The sequence below is a fragment of the uncultured Aquimarina sp. genome (assembly GCF_947500065.1).
In the GTDB taxonomy this organism is placed as follows: Bacteria; Bacteroidota; Bacteroidia; order Flavobacteriales; family Flavobacteriaceae; genus Aquimarina.
In genome coordinates this window covers 59,920-79,335 of sequence record NZ_CANMQT010000016.1, presented here as the reverse complement: position 1 = coordinate 79,335, position 19,416 = coordinate 59,920, and the positions used below count along the sequence as shown (strand labels likewise).

The 19,416-nt window shown below is 31.8% G+C and carries 17 protein-coding genes; all 17 read left to right on the top strand.

Going from position 1 to position 19,416, the window contains the following annotated elements; translation table 11 throughout:
* The first annotated feature begins 515 nt into the window (after positions 1–515).
* Complete coding sequence (gene thrS / locus Q0975_RS26490; protein WP_299443334.1) at positions 516–2,462, top strand: threonine--tRNA ligase; 1,947 nt, start codon at positions 516–518, stop codon at positions 2,460–2,462.
* Between the two features lie 78 nt (positions 2,463–2,540).
* A complete protein-coding gene (gene infC / locus Q0975_RS26485; RefSeq protein WP_299443337.1) occupies positions 2,541–3,056 on the top strand; it encodes a translation initiation factor IF-3 in 516 nt (171 codons plus the stop codon).
* A gap of 81 nt (positions 3,057–3,137) precedes the next feature.
* Positions 3,138–3,335: a 50S ribosomal protein L35 gene (gene rpmI, locus Q0975_RS26480; protein WP_027394180.1), complete on the top strand. Its 198-nt coding sequence runs from the start codon at positions 3,138–3,140 to the stop codon at positions 3,333–3,335.
* Between the two features lie 139 nt (positions 3,336–3,474).
* The gene (gene rplT / locus Q0975_RS26475; protein WP_299443331.1) at positions 3,475–3,819 is read left to right on the top strand and encodes a 50S ribosomal protein L20; all 345 of its coding nucleotides are present in this window, start codon (positions 3,475–3,477) and stop codon (positions 3,817–3,819) included.
* Between the two features lie 174 nt (positions 3,820–3,993).
* On the top strand, positions 3,994–4,398 hold the full coding sequence (locus Q0975_RS26470; protein ID WP_299443328.1) for a hypothetical protein: 405 nt from the start codon (positions 3,994–3,996) through the stop codon (positions 4,396–4,398).
* A 6-nt stretch (positions 4,399–4,404) separates the two neighbouring features.
* Entirely contained in the window at positions 4,405–7,188 is a 2,784-nt protein-coding gene (locus tag Q0975_RS26465) for an ATP-binding protein (protein ID WP_299443325.1), read from the top strand.
* Between the two features lie 39 nt (positions 7,189–7,227).
* On the top strand, positions 7,228–8,037 hold the full coding sequence (locus Q0975_RS26460) for an RNA methyltransferase (RefSeq protein WP_299443322.1): 810 nt from the start codon (positions 7,228–7,230) through the stop codon (positions 8,035–8,037).
* 60 nt (positions 8,038–8,097) lie between these two features.
* A complete protein-coding gene (locus tag Q0975_RS26455) occupies positions 8,098–9,330 on the top strand; it encodes a M48 family metallopeptidase (protein WP_299443319.1) in 1,233 nt (410 codons plus the stop codon).
* A 140-nt stretch (positions 9,331–9,470) separates the two neighbouring features.
* The gene (locus Q0975_RS26450) at positions 9,471–11,678 is read left to right on the top strand and encodes a RelA/SpoT family protein (protein WP_299443317.1); all 2,208 of its coding nucleotides are present in this window, start codon (positions 9,471–9,473) and stop codon (positions 11,676–11,678) included.
* A gap of 86 nt (positions 11,679–11,764) precedes the next feature.
* Entirely contained in the window at positions 11,765–12,232 is a 468-nt protein-coding gene (locus tag Q0975_RS26445; RefSeq protein ID WP_299443314.1) for a transcriptional repressor, read from the top strand.
* Positions 12,232–13,503, top strand: a complete 1,272-nt coding sequence (locus tag Q0975_RS26440; RefSeq protein WP_299443312.1) for an adenylosuccinate synthase — start codon at positions 12,232–12,234, stop codon at positions 13,501–13,503. The genes Q0975_RS26445 and Q0975_RS26440 overlap by 1 nt, the downstream gene beginning before the upstream one ends.
* Before the next feature lie 162 nt (positions 13,504–13,665).
* Positions 13,666–14,151, top strand: coding sequence for a DUF1203 domain-containing protein (locus tag Q0975_RS26435; RefSeq protein ID WP_299443309.1), 486 nt, complete (start codon positions 13,666–13,668; stop codon positions 14,149–14,151).
* Positions 14,152–14,348: 197 nt separating this feature from the next.
* The gene (locus tag Q0975_RS26430) at positions 14,349–14,666 is read left to right on the top strand and encodes a hypothetical protein (RefSeq protein ID WP_299443305.1); all 318 of its coding nucleotides are present in this window, start codon (positions 14,349–14,351) and stop codon (positions 14,664–14,666) included.
* A gap of 89 nt (positions 14,667–14,755) precedes the next feature.
* Positions 14,756–15,352, top strand: coding sequence for a hypothetical protein (locus tag Q0975_RS26425; RefSeq protein ID WP_299443302.1), 597 nt, complete (start codon positions 14,756–14,758; stop codon positions 15,350–15,352).
* An 88-nt stretch (positions 15,353–15,440) separates the two neighbouring features.
* On the top strand, positions 15,441–16,373 hold the full coding sequence (locus Q0975_RS26420; protein ID WP_299443299.1) for a hypothetical protein: 933 nt from the start codon (positions 15,441–15,443) through the stop codon (positions 16,371–16,373).
* A gap of 87 nt (positions 16,374–16,460) precedes the next feature.
* Positions 16,461–16,853, top strand: a complete 393-nt coding sequence (locus Q0975_RS26415; RefSeq protein WP_299443296.1) for a hypothetical protein — start codon at positions 16,461–16,463, stop codon at positions 16,851–16,853.
* A gap of 176 nt (positions 16,854–17,029) precedes the next feature.
* Positions 17,030–19,345 (top strand): TonB-dependent receptor, encoded by a 2,316-nt coding sequence (locus tag Q0975_RS26410; protein ID WP_299443293.1) that lies wholly within the window; start codon positions 17,030–17,032, stop codon positions 19,343–19,345.
* The last annotated feature ends 71 nt before the right edge of the window (positions 19,346–19,416 follow it).

Sequence of the window (19,416 nt, the reverse complement as noted above, 5' to 3'; positions counted from 1 at the left end):
TTCGCTTGTTTCTCAAAGCGGGTGCAAATATACAACCACATTTTAAACTAACAAAACTTTTTTGAAATATTTTTAAATATTTTTAAATATTTTTTAAAGCTTCAAACAACACCTTAGACAAGATCCTAAAACCTCCTCAAAGTACCGAAAACAAACAAAATCATATCAATGAACTAAACAAAACCAATATCCCGTTTTGCGGGTGCAAACATACAACCCTTTTTCATTACAACAACAAAAAATATAAAGTATTTTTGAATCTTTTTATAACCCCCTCTAAACATTAAACTTACACTATAAAAAAAACTAAAATAAATCAAAACTAAAACAAACGGACTTCTAAAGTGACCACTATTCTACTCCTTAATATATAACAACATAAAAACTTACCACATTCAATTCAACAACAAACACGATTAACATCAAGTAAAAGTCAATATTTTAATAAATGTACACGGTAATTATTGTGAGGATTTTATTATCGTATTATCTTTGCGACTTTAATTAGAAAAATAATGATCAAAATTACGTTACCAGACGGTTCCGTTAGGGAATATAATAGCATTATAACTGCTATGGATGTTGCAAAAGATATAAGTGAAGGGTTTGCGCGAAATGTTATTTCGGCAAAATTCAATGACACTGTTATAGAAACATCAACAGAATTAACAACCGATGGAAACTTAGTTTTGTTTACATGGAGGGATGATGATGGAAAAAAGGCTTTTAGACATTCTACTTCTCACGTTTTAGCTCAAGCTTTAGAGGAATTATACCCAGGAGTAAAACTTTCTATTGGACCTGCTATTGACAATGGGTTTTATTATGATGTTGACCTAGGGGACAAATCTATTTCTGATAAAGATTTCAAGGCAATTGAGGATAAGATGCTAGAAATTGCCAGAGGGAAACATGAGTTTAAAATGAAATCTGTATCTAAAGCTGATGCTTTAGCCAAATATAAAAAAGAAGGTAACGAGTATAAAATCGAATTAATAGAAAACCTCGAAGACGGAACTATTACTTTTTGTGATCATGATACATTTACCGATCTATGTCGTGGAGGGCACATTCCTAACACAGGATTGATCAAGGCTGTTAAAATCATGAGTGTTGCTGGTGCATATTGGAGAGGAGATGAAAACAACAAACAACTCACCAGAGTTTACGGTACTTCATTTCCGAAACAAAAAGAACTGAAAGAATATCTTGAATTATTAGAAGAAGCTAAAAAACGAGATCATAGAAAACTAGGAAAAGAACTAGGTTTTTTCACTTTTTCTCAAAAAGTAGGTCAAGGTTTGCCTTTATGGCTACCTAAAGGTGCAGCTTTACGCGAACGCTTAGAACAATTCTTAAAGAAAGCTCAGAAAAAAGCAGGGTACGAAATGGTTATCACTCCACATATTGGACAAAAAGAGCTCTATGTTACATCGGGTCATTATGCAAAATATGGAGAGGATAGTTTTCAACCTATAAATACTCCTGCAGAAGGGGAAGAATTTCTATTAAAACCAATGAACTGTCCACACCACTGTGAGATATACAATAGTGGTCCCTGGTCATACAGAGACCTCCCTAAACGTTATGCTGAATTTGGTACCGTATATAGATACGAGCAGAGCGGCGAACTTCATGGGCTTACAAGAGTGCGTGGTTTTACCCAAGATGATGCTCATATATTCTGTACTCCTGACCAATTGGATGAGGAATTTAAAAAAGTAATAGATCTTGTACTATATGTCTTCGGATCTTTAGGTTTTGAAAACTTTACAGCTCAAGTATCTGTAAGAGATCTTGACAATCCAGAAAAATACATTGGAGATGTTGAAAATTGGGAAAAAGCTGAAAATGCAATCATAAGTGCTGCAAAAGATAAAGGCCTTAATTATGTTATTGAAACTGGTGAAGCTGCTTTTTATGGTCCAAAACTAGACTTCATGGTAAAAGATGCCTTAGGTAGAAGTTGGCAATTAGGAACCATACAAGTAGATTACAACTTACCTGAACGTTTTGATTTACAGTACAAAGGAAGTGACAATGAAATGCACAGACCAATAATGATCCACAGAGCACCTTTTGGTAGTTTGGAAAGATTTATTGCAATTTTATTAGAACATACTGCTGGTAACTTCCCACTATGGCTAATGCCGGAACAGGTTATCATCCTATCAATCAGTGAGAAATATGAAAAATACGCTGAAAAAGTTTTAAATTTGTTAGAAAATAACGAAATTCGCGCCCTTGCTGATGATAGAAATGAAACTATGGGTAAGAAAATTAGAGAGGCAGAAATGAAAAAAATTCCTTACATTGTTATTGTAGGGGAGCAAGAAGAAAAAAACAATACTATTTCTGTTAGAAAGCACGGAGGAGAAGACATTGGAGCTATTAGTATTGACAAGTTCACTGAAATCATTACAGAAGAAATAAGCAAAACATTAAAACCGTTTAACGGATAGATAAAATAATTAAGTTTAATTTAAAAATTTTTAGTCATAGCAATAAGAAGAAGAAGGTCTCAAAAACCACTAAGAGTAATCAAAGAAGATGCTCACAAAATCAACCATAAGATTAGGGTTGAGGAAGTACGTCTTGTAGGCGACAATATAGAAGTTGGCGTTTATCCAACTAAGAAAGCATTAGCACTTGCTGAAGAGCAAGAACTAGATCTTGTGGAAATTTCTCCAAAAGCGGTACCTCCTGTTTGTAAAATAATGGACTATAAAAAGTTCTTATACGAACAGAAGAAAAGAGACAAATCTCTCAAGAATAAAGCCACTAAAGTTACTATCAAAGAGATTAGGTTTGGACCAAACACGGACGAGCACGATTATGAGTTTAAGAAAAAACACGCAGTCAAATTTCTAAGTGAAGGAGCAAAATTAAAAGCATACGTTTTCTTTAAAGGTCGTTCTATAATATACAAAGATCAAGGACAAATATTACTCCTTAGACTTGCTCAGGAATTGGAAGATTATGGTAAAGTAGAACAAATGCCTAAATTAGAAGGTAAACGAATGATAATGTTTATTGCTCCTAAGAAAACAAAGTAATAAACATAGAATATAGAAACTTCATACAATACAGGAGTTTTTGAAGATAATAAGTGAGATTATTATAAAAACAAGGATACAATGCCTAAAATGAAAACAAAATCCAGTGCTAAAAAGCGTTTCAAGCTTACCGGTACTGGTAAAATCAAAAGAAAGCACGCTTTTAAGAGTCATATTTTGACTAAAAAATCTAAAAAGCGTAAGCTAGCTTTAACGCACTCTACGTTAGTGCACAAAAGTGATGAAAATAGTATTAAAGAACAATTACGTTTAAAGTAAACGTTTTTTAATCAGGTTAGAATTATTATAAACCCAGGAGTTGGGCCTTTAGAATTTAAGATTTACGTAAAGTAAGCCTCAAAATCACAAAGACAAAGAGTCGAGTAATCGACCGCCTACTACTAAAAAATTTAAAATTATGCCAAGATCAGTAAATTCTGTTGCAAAAAGAGCTAGAAGAAAAAGAGTTCTTAAGCAAGCAAAAGGTTACTTTGGACGTCGTAAGAACGTTTGGACAGTAGCAAAAAATGCAGTTGATAAAGCAATGTCATATGCTTATAGAGACCGCAGAAACAAAAAAAGAACTTTCCGTGCTTTATGGATCACTCGTATTAATGCAGGTGCACGTATACACGGTATGTCTTATTCTCAATTTATGGGAAAAGTAAAAGCTAATAATATCGAATTAAACCGTAAGGTTCTTGCAGATTTAGCTATGAACAGCCCAGAAGCTTTTAAAGCTATTGTAGAAAAAGTAAAGTAATTTTTTAATAATATATTTTCTCACTTATATAAAAAAAACCAGCTCTTAGGAGCTGGTTTTTTTATTATACAAAAAATCATAAAATGTATTTCATCGATAAAAACAAACACTTTAACCGTTAAAATATTCATAAAGCGTATTTTTTTTACTATTTTTGGCTAAACTAAGTTAAAGATGAAAAAAAAGTACATTTTACTTACACCTGTATTCCTAATATTTTGTCAATTAATTTCTGCTCAGGAACACACCAATCATGATGTTAGTGTTTTTGGTTCTGAACAGATTTTTGGATTGTTAGAAATGCCTTTTCTTGCAATTGCATTAATTTTTAGCTTCCTCACAGCTACAAGACTTAAAGGAGGTAAATTTGGTTCTGGAATGTCTTTACTTGCCTGGGGATTTGCTGTAATGGCATTAGGACACTTACATATGCAAATAGCTCATATGTTTAATTACAATATTTTCAAAAACATTTTTGGAGAAACTATAGGAAACTATATATGGTTCGTAGCTTTAATTTTAACTTGGGGGTTATCAGCATTAGGCTTTTATAAAATATATAAAGCTAGCAAAATATGATACTCCATGATTTTACATTGGTTTAAGACCATATTCAGAAAAAAGAAAATCTCCCTTCCAAGAAATCAAGAAGAAAAAGATATTATAAATCTTATTGATTTCTTATGGAAACAAGTTGATATACCTGCTAACGCATCCACTATTAAAACAAAAATTGATGCTTTTGATAGACTTTCTTTAGATAAAAAAATTGATGCACTTCCGGAAATATACCTCCTTCTAGAAGAATACTTAATTGAGAAAAATATAATCCGAAAATACAATAAACAGAAACTTAGGGCAAAAATAAAATCTGATTATAATTTTGTATTTCAATATCCAAACTTCAAATTAATATTTCAAGAACTTAAAAAGCAGGAGCTTACAATATGCCGAGTCTTTCTTATCCAAGTGTTGGAAAAATCATCAGAGCTGATTGGTGATTTTAATGATTCCAAAATAATAGAAATAAAAAAATATTTAAATCTTCCTGATAACCAAATCAACATTGATTTTATAAAGGAAAGAAAAGAGTTATTAGAATTTTCATCTATTATATTTTCCAAAATAAAAAACAGCCTTGGGGAAAATGCTATCACCAATATTTACCTATTGATATACAAAAAGCATTTTCAATCCTACCACCTACTTGACACTTTTACTTCAATATTAAACGTAATCCCTGAAGAGATTTTTGCTAAAGAATTGATCAATTTCCCTAGCAAACAACAAATGCTAAAAATGCTTCAGAAACAATTATATAGTCTAGAGGAGGTCAATGAAAGACTTACAAAAGAGATTATTGAACGTAAAAAAATTGAGGACGACCTTAAGCATAGTGAACATCTCAAAACCCGAATTTTAGAAACTGCTTTGGACGGAATCATATTAGTTGACAAAAATGGAACTGTTCTAGACTGGAATAATCAGGCAGAAATTATTTTAAGAGTTAAAAAGGAAGAAACTATTGGACAAAGTATTTATTCTCTTGTTCCATATAAACTAAGAGAAGAATTAAAAAATAGCTTTAACAATTATATTGAAACTGGCGAAGGTCAATTAATCAATAAAAGAGTAGAAACATCTGTTCCTTTAAAAGACGGGGCTATCGTATATGTGGAACTTACCATAATAGCTATTAAAACTAAAGATGACTATTTATTTAATGCATTTTTCAGAGATATTACCAATAAGAAAATTATAGATAATGAAATAAGAGAAGCAAAGGTATTTGCAGAAAAATCGGCAAAAGCTAAATCTACTTTTCTATCTAATATGAGTCATGAGATAAGAACTCCTCTTAATGTAATACTTGGCCTCACTGGCATTTTGCAAAAAAGCAAGCTTTCTACGCCTGAAGTTGACAAAAAGAACCTGGATGGTATTCAGTTTTCCGCAGAAAATCTTTTGGTACTAGTAAATGATATTTTGGATTTTTCTAAAATCGAAGCAGGTAAACTAACTTGGCAGGAGACAGATTTTAATATTCACGAGCTTATTAATAATATTTCAAGCGGGTTTAGTATTAAAGCAGACGAAAAAGGACTTAACTATAAAGCTATAATAGCCCCTTCCCTGCCTAAATTTATTGTTGGTGATCAATTTAGATTGAATCAAATTTTGACTAACCTCTTAGGTAATGCAATTAAATTTACTCAAAAAGGAGAAGTTATTATTAGTGTAAAAGCTGAAAAACAACAATCAGATGGTATAATCATACATTTCTCTGTTAAGGATACAGGTATTGGCATCCCAAAAGATAAACTTGACAATATTTTTGGCAGTTTTTATCAGGTTCACGAACCGGGTAAGTATAAAATTGAAGGAACGGGATTAGGGCTTTCTATATCTAAGCAACTAATAGAACTTCAAGGAGGCACCCTTCTAGCTGAAAGTATTCCAGGTAAAGGTTCCACTTTTCAATTCTCAATTGAATACAAAAAAAGTAAACTTATTGCTTCTGAACAGGATATTGATTCCTCTTTAAAAACAAAAATTTCTGATTCTATTTCTGGAATGAAAGTATTAGTTGTAGAAGATAATAAAATGAACCAATTCTTTATTAAGCAATTACTATCTAACTGGAGTATTGAAGCAACTATTGCTGATAATGGAAAAATAGCATTAGAGAAACTAAATAGTACTGCCTTTGATTTGATTTTGATGGACATGCACATGCCAGTAATGGATGGTCCAGAGACTACAATGCAAATTAGAAGTTCTAACAATCAGAAAATAAAAAACATTCCGATAGTTGCTTGTTCTGCAGATGTATTTCCAGAATCTAAAAAAATAGCAATAGAATCTGGTATGGATTTCTATCTTACAAAACCTATAAGTGAAGAAGCTTTAGAAGAATTATTATTTAATCTAAAATCTACTGTAATAAAAAACACAAAAGGTGATCAAGAAACATCTAATATTAAAGATAGTTCTGTTTCAAATAAACTTCCAAAACTATGTAATTTTTCTACTCTTCATCAAACATTTTCTGGAGACAATCAAGTTATTCAATCAGTGCTCCAGATATTCATTGAGGAAACACCTCAAGATTATGAAAAGTTGCAATTAACTGTAAAAAACAAAAACTTATTGGTAGCCGCGGAACTTGCTCATAAACTAAAATCTAGTTTTAAGACACTCGGTTTATCAGATCAAGCTTTGATTCTCCAAGAAATTGAACAACACGGTAAAACAAATCACAATCCTGACTATATTTCTGAACTAATGAACAAACTGGATAAATCATATCCTGTAATACTATCAGAGATTAAAGAAGAGATTAAAGATTTGGCTGCTTTAAATCCATAAAGAGGAGTATTTTATACTTCTCTTCCTATATTTGTCTCTATGCATAAACAAATTACCAGTAATCAGAATTCTAAAATAAAATTCTTACAACAGCTTAAAGAAAAATCCCGTATTCGGAAAAAAGAAAATTGTTTTTTCATTGAAGGTCAGCGAGAAATATCATTAGCAATTTCTGGAGGTTATAAGTTAGAGCAAATATATTATTGTGTTTCCATTATTTCTAAAGAAGAAGTTTTATTAATTACAAAAGCAACTAAGGAAGAAATTGATTTTTTTGAAATCACTACTGAAATTTATCAAAAGCTTTCACATAGATCTACTACTGAAGGAATTTTAGCAATAGCAAAATCCAAAGAAATACCAATAAGCAACTTGGATTTAAACACAAAAAACCCTCTAATTTTAGTTGCAGAATCCCCAGAAAAACCGGGAAATATCGGTGCATTACTTCGTACTGCGGATGCCGCAAAAGTAGATGCAGTTTTAATTGCAAACCCAAGAACAGATATCTACAACCCTAACATCATCAGATCTAGTGTAGGCTGTGTATTTACGAACAAAGTTGCCACAGGCTCTACTTTAGAGATTATAAATTTCTTAAATAATAATAAAATAAACATTTACGGTGCAGCACTACAGTCTTCAGAAAATTATTATACACAAGATTATACTAAACCTACTGCAATTGTCGTTGGTACAGAAGATAAGGGCTTAACCGACGAGTGGTTAAAAAACACTACACAAAATATTAAAATTCCAATGAGTGGTGTTATAGATTCTATGAATGTTTCAGTAGCTGCAGGAATATTAATTTTTGAAGCAAAACGACAACGTGATTTTGTTGTTTGATACTTAAAAAATCATTAACTTTCTAAAACCTACAAATCCCAAAGCTACAAACCTATACAAATGACATCAAACCTACTCTTTTACTTACTGATTGCTATTATTATAATAGTTTTCCTTATAGATTCTTTATTAGATATCCTTAATGCCAGACACTATAACAATAATATTCCGGAAGAGCTCTCTGATGTCTATCCTGAGGACGAATATCAAAAATCAATAGCTTATAAAAAAGCTAACTATAGATTTAAGATTGTTTCTTCATCAGTTTCATTATGTATTATGCTATTATTCTTTTTTCTCGATGGTTTTGCCTGGGTGGATGGAATAGCTAGGAGTTTTTCAGATAATTCAATTGTAGTAGGTCTTCTTTTTTTTGGAATTATAATGATCAGTAGTGACATCTTGTCCACACCTTCTGAATATTATAAAACCTTTGTTATCGAGGAACAATTTGGATTTAACAAAACTACTGTCAAAACTTTTTTTATTGACAAAATAAAGGGGTTCATCATGATGATTATAGTTGGCGGTGGCTTACTAGCATTGATCATGTGGTTTTATGAGATTACCGGAAAATATTTTTGGGTATACGCCTGGGCCTTGATTTCTATTTTTACATTAGCGATGAATATGTTCTATGCAAAACTTATTGTACCTCTGTTTAATAAACAAACACCTCTAGAACCGGGAGAACTTAGAGACACAATCCAAGCATACTCTAACAATGTTGGATTTCAACTAAAAGACATTTTTGTAATAGATGGATCTAAAAGAAGTACAAAGGCAAATGCATATTTTTCTGGTTTAGGAAGCGAAAAAAGAATCACACTGTATGATACATTGATCAAAGATCTTAATAAAGAAGAAATTGTAGCGGTTTTAGCTCACGAAGTAGGACATTATAAAAAAAGACATGTTATTATAAATCTTCTTTTATCTATTCTCCTAACTGGAGTTACTTTATGGTTTTTATCTCTTTTTATTGCTAACCCTCTTCTTTCTGAAGCATTAGGCGTAGAAATTCCATCTTTTCATATTGGATTGGTAGCCTTTGGTATTCTATATAGTCCAATTTCTGAAATTACTGGACTCATAATGAATGTTGTTTCGAGAGCATTTGAATTTCAAGCAGATGATTACGCTTCAAACTCTTATGATGGTGAAGCATTGATTAACAGTTTAAAAAAATTATCTAAAAACAACCTTAGTAATCTTACTCCTCACCCCGCTATGGTATTCATACATTACTCACACCCAACACTTTTACAAAGGATAAAAAACATACGGAAATAAATGAGTAAAGATAGACTTGGTGGTTACAATTCTTAATTGTACTTTTAAACTATTACTCAAGGTTAGGGCTAAGTTTTTTTATACATTGAGAACACACATAATCACATTAAAAAAAGGGCTTTCTAAGAAAACTTTATAGTATGACTGAAGCCGCTATAGAACAGGAAAACAAACAAATTGCAAAGCAATACAAAGAATTGCTTCGTATTAGTTATCGCGATCTTAGTAAAGATGATAAAAAACTAATACGACAGGCTTTTGATATCGCTGTAGATGCTCATAAAGATCAGCGTCGTAAAAGTGGTGAAGCCTACATCTTCCACCCTATCGCTGTTGCCAAAATAGTAGCTAGTGAAATTGGATTAGATGCAACATCTATTGCCGCTGCATTATTACATGATGTTGTTGAAGATACCGAATATACATTAGCAGATATTGAGCAAATGTTTGGCGAGACTGTTGCTCGAATTGTAGATGGGTTGACCAAAATTTCTTCTCTAAAAAAAGATAGAGATATTTCGCTACAAGCAGAAAATTTCAGAAAAATGTTGCTTACTCTTAATGATGATGTTAGAGTAATCATTATTAAAATTGCCGATCGTCTACATAACATGCAGACAATGGATTCTATGCGTCCGGATAAGCAAGTTAAAATAGCTTCAGAAACATTATATATTTATGCTCCTTTAGCACATAGGATTGGACTTTATAATATCAAAACCGAACTAGAAGATTTAGGTTTAAAATATACTGAACCTGAGGTTTATAAGGATATTCTAGAAAAAATAAAAGAAAGTAAAGAAGAACAAGACAATTATATAAAGAAGTTTTCTGACAAAATTAAAGAAGGACTAGACAAGGAAGGACTTGATTACGAAATCAAAGGACGACCTAAGTCTATTTTTTCGATCCGACGTAAAATTCTAAAACAAAATATTTCCTTCGATGAAGTCTATGACAAATTTGCCATAAGAATTATATATAGATCCGATGATGTCGAGAATGAGAAATTCATAGCTTGGAAGATTTACACGATCGTTACAGATTACTATCGTCCAAATCCTATTAGACTTAGGGATTGGATTTCTCAACCTAAATCCACTGGTTATGAAGCATTACATATCACTGTAATTGGTCCAGATAGCCAATGGGTAGAAGTTCAAATTCGTAGTGAGCGTATGCATGAGATTGCAGAAAAAGGATACGCCGCGCATTATAAATATAAAAACACAGAAGAAAAACAAGATCAAGGTCTTGATGGATGGTTAAACAGGTTACAAGAAGCTTTAGAAAACTCTGAAGCTAATGCAGTAGATTTTGTAGAAGAATTTAAGCTCAATCTATATGCCAAAGAAATTTTTGTTTTCACTCCTGAAGGTGATCTTAAATCTTTACCTAAAGGTGCCACTGCATTAGACTTTGGTTTTAGTGTGCATACTGAAGTTGGTCTTAAAACCAGAGGATCCAGAGTTAATGGTAAATTAGTTCCACTAAGTCATGAGCTTCACAATGGTGATCAGGTAGAAATCATAACATCCTCAAAATCCAAACCATCCTCTAACTGGTTAGATTATGCTACTACTGCAAGAGCCAGATCAAAGATAAAATCTGCATTACGTGATGAAAAGAAACAAATTGCTGAAGAAGGTAAGGTAATCCTAAAACGTAAACTACGTTCCCAAAAAATTACAATGGGAGAAAAGGTAGTAAACGAACTTGTATTATACTTTAAGCTTAAAACCAGCCAGGATCTTTTTTATAGAGTAGGTATCGGAACTATCGATAATCAAAAGATCAAAGAATTTGCAACCACGCGTAGTAATGTATTTATGAATTTTATTAAAAATAAAATTCGAAGAGGTAATGCAAAGGATGTTAACAAGGATGAAATTACTTCTAAATATGATCTCTTAGTTTTTGGTAAAGATTCTGAAAAACTGGAATATAAATTATCTAATTGTTGTAACCCAATTGCTGGAGATGATGTTTTTGGATTTATCACGGTAAATGAAGGAATTAAGATACACAAAAAAGATTGTCCCAACGCGTTACAATTACAAAGCAACTATGCATACCGTATTATACAAGCAAAATGGATAGATTCTAGTCAAGAAGTATTTAAAGCGGTTATTCGACTTAATGGAATTGACAATATAGGTGTGGTTAATGAAGTGACTCAGATTATATCTAATAATATGCATTTAGCTATTTACAATATGAATTTTGACACCAATGATGGTGTATTTACTGGTAAAATTACGGTAGGTGTCAAAAATAAAAACACACTCAAAACAGTAATTCAAAATCTTTCGAAAGTAAGTGGGATTGATAAAGTAATACGAGAATAAATAATTCTGTTTTTTTTCTGAATAAGTATTTATAAATTGGTCTCTCACATTATAAAAAATAATGTAAATTTGCTTTTTTAAGCATTATGAGTACCAAAACAACTACGCAAAACGATCAAAACATCGTTAAGAATGTGTTTACTAGTTTTCTAGAGGAAAATGGTCATAGAAAAACACCTGAACGCTATGCTATACTTCAGGAAATTTATGAAAGTGAAGAGCATTTTGATATTGAATCACTCTATATCAAAATGAAAAATAAAAACTATCGTGTTAGTAGAGCAACGCTATACAATACTATAGAACTTTTACTAGACTGTAAACTAGTGCGCAAACATCAGTTTGGGCAAAGTCAGGCACAATACGAAAAATCATATTTCGACAGACAACATGATCACCTTATTCTTACGGATACTGGTGAAGTTCTGGAATTTTGTGATCCTAGAATACAATCCATAAAAAAAACAATCGAGGAAATTTTTGATGTAGATATTACAAACCATTCATTGTATTTCTACGGAACTAAAAAGAAACCAACTAATCAAGAAAACTAATGGCGGTAAACTTATTACTTGGTCTTCAATGGGGAGACGAAGGTAAAGGAAAAATTGTAGACGTTCTTACAAAAAATTATGATATTATAGCAAGATTCCAAGGAGGTCCTAATGCGGGACATACACTAGAATTTGATGGTATTAAACACGTATTACATACGATTCCAAGTGGAATTTTTCATGATAAAGCGATTAACCTGGTAGGAAATGGTGTTGTAATCGATCCGGTAATCTTTAAAAAAGAGTTAGACAACCTAGGGAAGTTTAATTTAGATTATAAATCAAAATTAGTAATATCAAGGAAAGCACATTTAATATTACCTACACACAGGATTCTTGATGCTGCATCAGAAGCTTCTAAAGGAAAGGCAAAAATAGGTTCAACCTTAAAAGGTATAGGACCAACATACATGGATAAAACCGGTAGAAATGGTATTCGTGTAGGTGACTTAGAATTAAGCGACTGGAAAGAACGCTATCGTAATCTGGCGAATAAACATGAAGCCATGATCGATTTCTATGATGCCAAAATAGAATATGATTTAGAGGAGTTAGAAAATGAATTCTTTGAAGCAGTAAAAACTTTAAAATCTCTAACTTTTATTGATAGTGAAGAATATCTTTATCAAGCACAAAGAGAAGGAAAAAAAATACTAGCAGAAGGAGCACAAGGATCCTTATTAGATATTGATTTTGGAACATATCCCTTTGTTACATCTTCTAATACTACTGCTGCTGGAGCTTGTACAGGATTAGGTGTAGCTCCTAATAAAATCAAAGAAGTATTTGGAATTTTTAAAGCGTATACCACTCGAGTAGGTAGTGGACCATTTCCAACTGAGTTATTTGATGAGGATGGAGAAACTATGGGACGCGTAGGTAATGAGTTTGGCGCTACTACAGGAAGATCTCGTAGATGTGGGTGGTTAGACTTGGTAGCCTTAAAATATGCTGTACACGTAAATGGTGTAACACAATTGATGATGATGAAAGGTGATGTTTTAAGTGGTTTTAAAACCCTTAAAGTATGTACAGCCTATAATTATCAGGGGAAAACGATCACTCACCTACCCTACAACATTGAACCAGAAAATGTAACTCCTGTATATACGGAGATGAAAGGTTGGTCAGAAGATCTTACCAAAATGAATGACAAGTCACAATTTCCTAAGGAATTAAATGACTACATTGAGTTTTTGGAAAAAGAACTAGAAACTCCAATCACTATTGTTTCTGTGGGACCAGATAGAACTCAGACAATTCACATGTAATTTATTACTGATCACAATAAAACTAAATTCCTCAAGTATTAATATATACTTGAGGAATTTTTGTTTGTAGTACCCTCATATAAAAGATTTAATTGAGCAATAATCGGATTGTAATGGAACTAGCTTTTGATGAAATTTGTTTCTAAACAAACTTATATCAAAATGAATCATACACTACATAATTTTCAGATTAAAGCTATTAATCAAAATCTAATCTCTCCACTGTTTGAATTATCTGATTCAGAATTGGCAAAACAGAATGCTCTAAGAATACTTGTAGATCAAAAACCAGGATTTCCTTGTCGTGTTAGCTTGGAAGATGCTAATATTGGAGAAGAAGTACTATTATTTTCATATCAACATCATGATGCTGCATCTCCATATAAAGCATCTGGACCTATTTTTGCCCGCAAAAATGCAAAAACTTCAATAATGAAGACTAATGAGATTCCCACCATGCTTACCGATAGACTTCTTTCTGTTAGAGGCTATGACAATGACTCCATGATGATTGATGCCAAAACAATACATGGACTTACATTATTTGATACGATTCAGGTTTTATTTAATAATTCAAAAATCAAATACTTGCATATTCATAATGCCAATCCAGGGTGTTATAATTGTCAGGTGGATCGATTACTTTGAAACGCATACTATTATAATTTGATTAAACTCCTTATACTACAGGAAACTTATTCCTCTTCTCTATATTCCAATAAAACGACTTAACACATTGTTAATGTGACACATAAACACATACTCAATTTCTATCTTTGGTATACAAGAAACGAAGCTTTTCTTAAACACACGATACCGATCGTGTTGGCTTAAACTAAAACAGTATGATATTAATCCACATTATTACAGACAATGAAGATAGGGCTATTGAGATTGCAGACTTCCTTAATAAAGAAAAGCTTATTTTAAATTCTATGATATTAGAAAAGGTAAGCATACGAGAACGATTAAAAAATGGCACTTCCCAAAGCACAGATCGAATTCTAATTATGGGAAAAACCAAAGCATTATTGTTCAATACGATTGATAAAAAACTAAGAGAAAAATATAGTGGTAATATGCCTATCTTATACTCTCTCCCTATTATCAATATGGATTGGGAACAGGCTGATGAGTTAATTAAAGAAACTATTCCTGTTTAATTTAGTATCTTTAGATTATCTCCCTATGATTTATATATCGAAATAAATCAAAAGACTAACATTGTTTCCCCTAATTAAATAATACTATTATGGACAATGAACATCTTGATGAAATCAGGAATCTTCAATCTCATGTTTTAAGATTAAAACAAGAAATCGAAAATATTTCTGAAAAAACACGAAAACTACAGGTAAAAAAAATAGAGGAACTTTTGGTGTTGGAAGAAACCACCCTAAAAAATCGTTTCAGAGTAGTCATACTGATTTTAACTTCCTGCATTATAATAACTTCTTTGGTTATTATATTAAATTATTTTTTTTTTCTGGAAGCTATCTGGATTTGTATCTTATCAGGTATACTTGGCAGTAGTGTTTCTGCCTTAATTTCTGCACTACAACGAAAAGCTAATGGTTGGGAATTTAAAAATGGGTTGAAGTATCCAAACGATTCTCCAAAAGACAAATTTAGTATAAGAATGTCATCATTCTTTATGACAAGACCTATACTTGGAATTTTATCCGGATTTATAATTTATTATGGTTTTCAGGTTATTGGAGTCTTCCAAATCCATTCCGAAGGGTTAAAGGAAGCCAGCTTAATTTTTTGGTCAATACTGGCTGGATTATTTGCAAAATCTATGATTGAAAAACTAAAGGATGTTTTTAAGAATTTAGTAGGAGCATGAAGTTAATAATATAGTTTTATAGAATATTTAATATACAATTACCTACATAATTTCTATATTTCTATTTGATCAATCAAATAATACTTTTATGAGAAGCTTAATGCTCTTTTTTCTTTTAGCAATAACCCAGCACGCATTTAGTCAAGAAGTTTTTAAAACTCAACCAGTTCTTCAGGAAATAATTTCACAATTTCCTACTGTAAGAGATTTTACTATCTCCCCTACTCAGGATGAAATATATTTTACTGCTCAAGGATATTCTGGAGAACTCTCCACAATTATAAAAGTAAAAAAGACTGGAGATAAATGGTCTAACCCTACGGTTGCTCCTTTTTCCGGTCAATATAGTGATCTGGAAGCAATGTTTTCACCGGATGGTCTTAGATTATTTTTCGTTTCTAATCGCCCTAAAGAAAATTCCAAAAAAGATCAAAAGGATCAGGATATTTGGTATATCAAAAGATCTGACGCCGCATCAGATTGGTCTAAACCCATAAATATTGGTGCTCCAATCAATACAGATGGTAATGAATTTTATCCTTCAATATCTGAAAATGGTAATCTATATTTTACAAGTACTGGTAGTGGAACAAAAGGAAAAGATGATATTTTTATGAGTCAATGGAAAAACAATACTTATACAAATCCTATATCATTACCTGAAGCAATAAACTCTGAAGGGTATGAATATAATGCATATATCGCTCCAGACGAATCTTTTTTAATCTTTGGAGGATATCAGCGAGAAGATGGTTTAGGCAGTGGAGATTTGTATATTTCTCGTAAAGCAAAGGATGGTAATTGGTCAAAAGCTAAAAACTTATCAGGACAAATAAACTCGGATAAAATGGACTATTGCCCTTATTATGATATAAAAACAATGACCTTATATTTCACAAGTAAAAGAACAATTATAAAAGATGATTTCTCTACATTGAAAACTTTAGAACAACTTTTAAAACTTATGAATTCTTATGAAAATGGATTAAGTAAAATTTACAGTACGAGAATAAAATTATAACTAGATTTTATAATATTTTAAGATTAACTCCCTTCATTACTTGTACCCATAATTGTATATTTGCAGCGCATTTTGAAACACGAATAATTGAGGTTATTTTTTTCTATATTAATATTCACAGCTTTTGCCATTAAACCAGCAATAGAGATTAGTAATGTGCTTTACTACCAGCTAAATATTGATACTATTATAGAAAAGTATTGTGTTAATAAAGAAAGGCCAAAGCTAAATTGTAATGGGAAGTGCTATCTGATGACTCAAATGAAAATGAGTAAAACTACTTCTGATACGAATAAAAAAGATTCATTGACTATAATTGCAGAGGCGTTTATCCCCTTATTTTTTGAAGACAATACTATCCGAATAAAAAATAACCACAATTTTTCTAAAGAATACCAACTTAATTGGAAACCGGTACATCTACTTATAGAAAATGTTTCCAAAAATATAGATCACCCTCCTGAAATTTATTTCTCTTAATCACTCAAACAGTGAAATTGGGATATAGAAAATGACTACGAATTACTCCTAGTCGTCTAATTCCTATATCAATTTTTACAAATCAAATAACTATTAAAGTATCATAACGCATGTTCACATGTGATCATTTATGACTAAAAATAGTGCATCTATTTTATATAATGAAAAACATATTAATGATAGTTGCATTCCTAATTTTAGGAATTAGCAGCTATGCGCAATCTTTTCAAGGAAAAGTTGTGGATAATTCTAATAATCCATTATCAGGAGCAACAATAATTGAATCAAGTACACCTGATAATGGTGTAATGAGCGATGATAAAGGTTCATTTACTATAATTCTCAAAAATTCTAATCAGGTTAGCGTTAGCTTTCTTGGATATAGTACTAAAAAAGTAATGCTTACTGGAGGTATTAATACCATTCAATTGACTAAAGACAATGTAGCTCTGGAAGAAGTATTTGTTACTTCAGCAAGTAGAGAAATTCAGAAACGTTCTGAAGTACCAGGATCAATCACCACAATCTCAGCAAAAACCATTGAAGAAACAAAGGCATTTGGTATCGATCAATTGGTGAATCAAGCTCCAGGAGTTTTTATGTCTACTTCTAGAGCGGCTAGTAATGAACAGCATTTTATGGCTGTTCGTTCTCCTATTTCCACAAAAGCTCTCTTTTTATACCTAGAAGATGGATTACAGATACGTCCTACTTCAGTTTTTAATCACAACGCTTTACTAGAAATGAACGATGTTTCTTATGATCGTATAGAAGTACTAAAAGGTCCAGCCTCTAGTATCTATGGTAGTGAATCTATTGGTGGTAGCTTTAATTTTATTACCAAAAAACCAACAGAGAACCTGAGTGGAAGTATTGGTTTCCAAACCAATGATATGGGTTTAACTCGATATGAATTAGAAGTATCAGATAAAACCAATGATACATTCGGTTTCTATTTTGGTGGACACTATGTACAACGTAATAATGGACCAATTGAACATAGTAATTATGAAAAATTAGCAGCCACTTTTAAAACTGTCTATGACTTTTCTGACACCACAAAATGGACAACAGTTATAGATATTGTTGATTATAGATCAGATATGACAGGTTCTCTAAGTGAATCAGATTATTTGGGAGGAAATTTTGAAAGCGACCAGACATTTACTGATAGAGAAGCTTTAGCTTTTAGATTCAGAACAACATTAGATAAGTTCTGGAATGATCGCAATAAAACTTCTTTTAATTTTATTTTCAGAGATAACACAATGGATCAGAATCCATCGTATAGAGTTCGTCAGTTTAGAGATCAAGGACAATTAACCGGATTTGGATCTGGAGAAATAAATTCTAACCAATTTAAAAGTTTTGTTGGATTGATTCAGCATAAATTAAATTTCAATTTTGATAATTCATCATTGATTCTAGGAGCTACTGGTGATTTTTCTCCACAAAAATATATAGCAGAAACTACTAATGTTATTGTTGATCCTGCAACAGGAAGAAATATAGGATTCAATATTAATTCTGGAGATTTTATATTGAATTACGGAGCAGATATCTTTAACTATGCTGGGTTTCTGCAATATGAAATATCTCCTATTGAGCAATTAAAAGTTACCGCTGCCATACGATATGATGGATTCGAATATGATTATGACAATCAGGTAGATGAGATTGTAGGTGTCGAAGATGCCGTAGATAACTTCAATAATCTAACTCCAAAACTAGGGATCAATTATAATTTTTCCAATAAAGCAGGGGTCTATGCCAATTATTCACAAGGATTTGCTCCTCCACAAGTTTCTACTTTATATCGTAACCGAAACGAAGTACAAGGTATCAAACCAAGCAGGTATAACAATTATGAAATTGGAGGATATTATTCAACTCCTTCGAAACTTACGCTAGATGCAGCCATATATGTGCTAGAAGGAAAAAACACATTGATCACTTTACGTGATGAAGATGACAACTTTTTTAACACCAACGCTGGTAAAACCAGATCATATGGAATTGAATATGGTATTACCTGGAATCTATTTAAAGAATTGACAGTTTCACACAATGGTAGTTATGCTAAGCATCAATACATAGATTTTTTTGACAGTGGTGTAGATTATTCAGATACAGAAAGAGAGACCGCTCCTAACCTATTGGGCACTTCTACAATAACCTATCGTAACGATTTTAGAAATATCGGTTTTAGCATCACTGGAGAACATGAATTGGTAGGAAGTTATAATACCAGTTTCGAAAATCAAGTAGAAAATGATGATGGAACATTTAGTACAGCAACGTATGATGGTCACAATGTTTTTAATCTTAGAGCTTCGATACGTTGCAAAGGGTTTGAAATATGGGGACATGCCTTAAATATCTTTGACGAATTATATGCAGCAAGAGCTTCATACAATAGGTTTAGAAGTGAAAATAGTTTCACTATTGGAAACCCAAGAGCTTTTCATCTTGGAGTGAGGTATAATTTTTAAAAAAAGAAGTTTTTAAATATAATTATGGTCTGCTGTCGCATTGAGTATGTGTTTAAAGAGTTGACATCTCT